This is a genomic window from Vibrio sp. Y176 (genome assembly GCF_033438945.1).
This window is the reverse complement of record NZ_JAWOQS010000861.1, coordinates 1-582: the sequence shown is the minus strand read 5'-3', so window position 1 is coordinate 582 and position 582 is coordinate 1. Positions and strand designations below refer to the sequence as shown.

2 pseudogenes are annotated in these 582 nt (G+C 47.6%); both read left to right on the top strand.

What is annotated here, in order from left to right:
* Positions 1–225: pseudogene (locus R7O13_RS29085) on the top strand (methyl-accepting chemotaxis protein); the annotation flags it as partial.
* 156 nt (positions 226–381) lie between these two features.
* Positions 382–582, top strand: a pseudogene (locus R7O13_RS29080) (EamA family transporter); the annotation flags it as partial.

The following is a 582-nucleotide window of genomic DNA, read 5'->3' as shown; positions in this document are numbered from 1 at the left end:
AGCATCACCAACTCTATCACTGAGATTAATGATATGGCGATGCAGATTGCGAGCGCAGCAGAAGAACAGCGAGCGGTGAGTGAAGACATCAGCCGCAATACTCAAGGCATCAAAGACGATGCAGATGTCATTGCTGAGCAATCACTGAAAAGCAGTGAAGGCGCACGCAGAATGTTCAACACAGCGAACACCATGCGAGAAAACATCAGTCGCTTTAAAGTGTAAACCGCCCCGAAAAAGCAGCTCCCAGAGCTGCTTTTTTATTGATGTTATCTAGCCCTTTAACTTCCCAATAATAAATAAAAAAATGATGGCATTGCTCGTGGCATTTCATGCATATTAAGAGCCCTCAACCCTATTCAACAAGGACGTCTATCAATCATGGGTTACGAATGGCTTGCTCTGTGCGCTGCCTTTTTATGGGCGGTTTCCAGCCTGATTTCGGTTATTCCTGCGCAGCATCTGGGTGCCTTTTCTTACAGTCGTTGGCGGATGGGCTGCACAGCCGTGATTTTGTCGACCATGGCGTGGATAACCGGCGGTTGGCTAAGTGTGACTTGGGAACACATTACGCCGATGATG